Origin of the sequence: Microbacterium sp., assembly GCF_039812165.1 — a bacterium.
Lineage (GTDB): Bacteria > Actinomycetota > Actinomycetes > Actinomycetales > Microbacteriaceae > Microbacterium.
Window position 1 is genome coordinate 1 of record NZ_JBDIAB010000303.1, and the last position, 2,752, is coordinate 2,752.

Genomic DNA, 2,752 nt, shown 5'->3' on the forward strand with positions numbered 1-2,752 from the left:
ACGCGCAGCGGACCGTACGCGACGCGGGGCTTCAGGCCCAGCCCGTCGATCAGGGCGCCCGAGAGCGCCTCCTGCACGGCGGCGGCGGTGAAGCCCTGCTCGGGGATCAGCTCGAGCGCGCCGACGGATGCCACGAGCACCTCCCCCGCGTTCGCGGGCAGGGACGCGACGGCATCCGCGTCGTAGTCGACCTCGTCGCGGAACAGGAAGCCGAGCAGGCCCGGCGCGTCGCCGAGCAGCTGCATGCGCTCCTGCACGAGGGGGGCGGCGGCATCCAGGATCCGCTGCTCGACCGCCGACAAAGGCGACGACACCAACCCGGCGGCGGCGAGGTACGGCACGAGCCGCGCGGCGAAGTCGGCCGGCTCGAGCATGCGGATGTGGTCGCCGTTGATCGACTCGGCCTTCTTCTGGTCGAAGCGGGCCGGGTTGGGGTTGACGTCGACGATGTCGAACGCGTCGATGAGCTCCTGGCGCGAGAAGACGTCGCGATCGGCCGACAGCGACCAGCCGAGCAGCGACAGGTAGTTGAGCAGGCCCTCGTGGATGAAGCCCTTCTCGCGCTGCAGGAAGAGGTCGGCCTTCGGGTCGCGCTTCGAGAGCTTCTTGTTGCCGGTCTCGCCGAGCACGAGCGGCATGTGCGCGAAGCGCGGCACGAAGGTCGTGACGCCCGCGTCGATGAGCGCGCCGTACAGCGCGAGCTGGCGGGCCGTGGACGGCATGAGGTCCTCGCCGCGGAGCACGTGCGTGATGCCCATGAGCGCGTCGTCGACCGGGTTCACGAACGTGTAGAGCGGGATGCCGCCGGCCCGGACGACCACGAAATCGGGGAACGACCCCGCGGGGAAGGTCACCTCGCCACGGATCAGGTCGACGTAGGTGAGATCCTCGTCGGGCACGCGCAGGCGCCACGCGGGCTCGCGGCCCTCGGCGCGGAACGCGGCCTTCTGCTCGTCGGTGAGGTCGCGGTCGAAGTTGTCGTAGCCGAGCTGCTTCGCGCGGCCCGCGGCCTCGTTGCGCGCGTCGATCTCCTCAGCGGTCGAGTACGACTCGTACACGGCGCCGCTCGCGATCAGCTTGTCGAGCACGTCGCGGTAGATGTCGTGACGCTGCGACTGCCGGTACGGCGCGTGCGGGCCGCCCTTCTCGACGCCCTCGTCCCAGTCGATCTCGAGCCACGTGAGCGCGTCGAGCAGCTGCCGGTAGCTCTCCTCGCTGTCGCGCGCGGCATCGGTGTCCTCGATGCGGAAGACGAGCTTGCCGCCGTTGTGGCGCGCGTAGGCCCAGTTGAACAGGGCGGTGCGCACCATGCCGACGTGCGGCAGGCCCGTCGGCGAGGGGCAGAAGCGAACGCGGACGTCGGCTCCGGAGGCGGTCGTGGTGCGGGGATCGGGTGCAGCAGGCATCCGCCCCAGTTTAGTTGGCGACGGATGCCGCACCCGCGGCATCCGTCCCCTCCGCCGCCCGCGCGCCGTCGGTGAGCTCGACGACCACCGCCCGCAGCGTCGCGATGACCGCCGCGACGGCCGGCACGCGGTCGGCGCCGTGCGCCGTGACGACGTGGAGCGTGCGCTCCTCCCCCGGCGGCAGCTCGCGCGTGACGACGCCCGGCAGGCGCGGGAACGATGCCACGGCCAGCCGCGGCAGCGTCGCGACGCCGATGCCCTGGGCGACGAGGCCCTCCACGGCGACGAAGTTGTCGGTCTCGAACCCGATGCGCGGCACGAAGCCGGCGCGCCCGCACACCTCGAGCAGATGGCCGCGGCAGCGCGGGCAGCCCGCGATCCAGTTCTCGTCGCGGAGGGCGGCGATGTCGACCCCGGCGCCCCGCGCGGCGCGATGCCCGTGCGGCAGCACGACGAGCAACCCGTCGATGCCGATGCTCTGCACCGACAGCCCGCGCGCGCTCGGCCCGTGCGGGTCGTCGCGGTCGCCCGGGTAGCTGAAGGTCAGCGCGACGTCGGCCCGATCCTCGCGGACCGCCTCCACGGCCTCGGGCGGCTCGGCCTCGACGTACGTGACCGTCAGCCCGGGCGCGCGCGTCGCGAGGGCCGTGAGCACGCGCGGCAGCACTGCCGGCGAGGCCGACGGAAACCCGACCAGGCGCACGGTGGCGGCCTGCAGTCCCCGGAGCGCGGCGAGCTCGGCGGCCGCGGCATCGAGCGCCGTGGTGACGGCCGGCGCATGGCGCGCGAGGATGCGGCCCGCCTCGGTGAGGCGCATGCGGCGCCCGGCGCGCTCGACGACGGGCACGCCGAGGCGGGCCTCGAGCCGCCGCATCTGCTGGCTGACGGCCGGCTGGCTGTAGCCGAGCAGGTCGGCGGCGCCCGTGAGCGATCCGGTGTCGGCGATCGCCTTGACCACCCGGAGCGTCTGGACGTCGAGCAGCGCATCGTCCTCGGTCATCCTCATACATAAGCAGCTGTCATCTCATTCATGCAACACCTGCCGTAGACGAATGGATTGGTCGAGCGGATGCTGGAAGCATGCTCCTGGGCACCGACACTCTCGCCCCCCTGCGCGCGCAGTTCACCGACGGCGCGGGCTACCTCGCGGCGTGCACCGCGGGCCTGCCGACGACCGCGACGCGTGCGGCGGTGCTCGCCGACCTCGCCGGGCGCCCGGATCCGGCCGAGTACTCACGGGTCGTCGAGGCCGCGCGGCGGCACTTCGCGCGCCTCGTGCGCGTCGACGCCGAGCGCGTCGCGATCGGGTCGCAGACCTCCGTGCTCGCGAGCCTCGTGGCATCCGC

2 protein-coding genes and 1 pseudogene are annotated in these 2,752 nt (G+C 73.0%); 1 reads left to right on the plus strand and 2 read right to left on the minus strand.

The features are described from left to right. Both gltX and WML84_RS14680 read right to left on the minus strand, forming a co-directional pair. Window positions 1-1,406, minus strand: a 1,406-nt coding sequence (gene gltX, locus WML84_RS14675) for a glutamate--tRNA ligase (protein WP_347346877.1), incomplete at its 3' end; no start/stop codon positions are given. A gap of 10 nt (window positions 1,407-1,416) precedes the next feature. After that, window positions 1,417-2,406 (minus strand): LysR family transcriptional regulator, encoded by a 990-nt coding sequence (locus WML84_RS14680; protein WP_347346878.1) that lies wholly within the window; start codon window positions 2,404-2,406, stop codon window positions 1,417-1,419. Between the two features lie 80 nt (window positions 2,407-2,486). On the opposite strand from WML84_RS14680, the pseudogene WML84_RS14685 reads away from it, so the two are divergent. Further along, window positions 2,487-2,752 (plus strand): annotated as a pseudogene (locus WML84_RS14685) (aminotransferase); the annotation flags it as partial.

Bases quoted from the DNA above. Each gene is read 5' to 3' on its own strand.
- WML84_RS14680 (WP_347346878.1), bottom strand. From the start codon at position 2,406: ATGACCGAGGACGATGCGCTGCTCGACGTCCAGACGCTCCGGGTGGTC.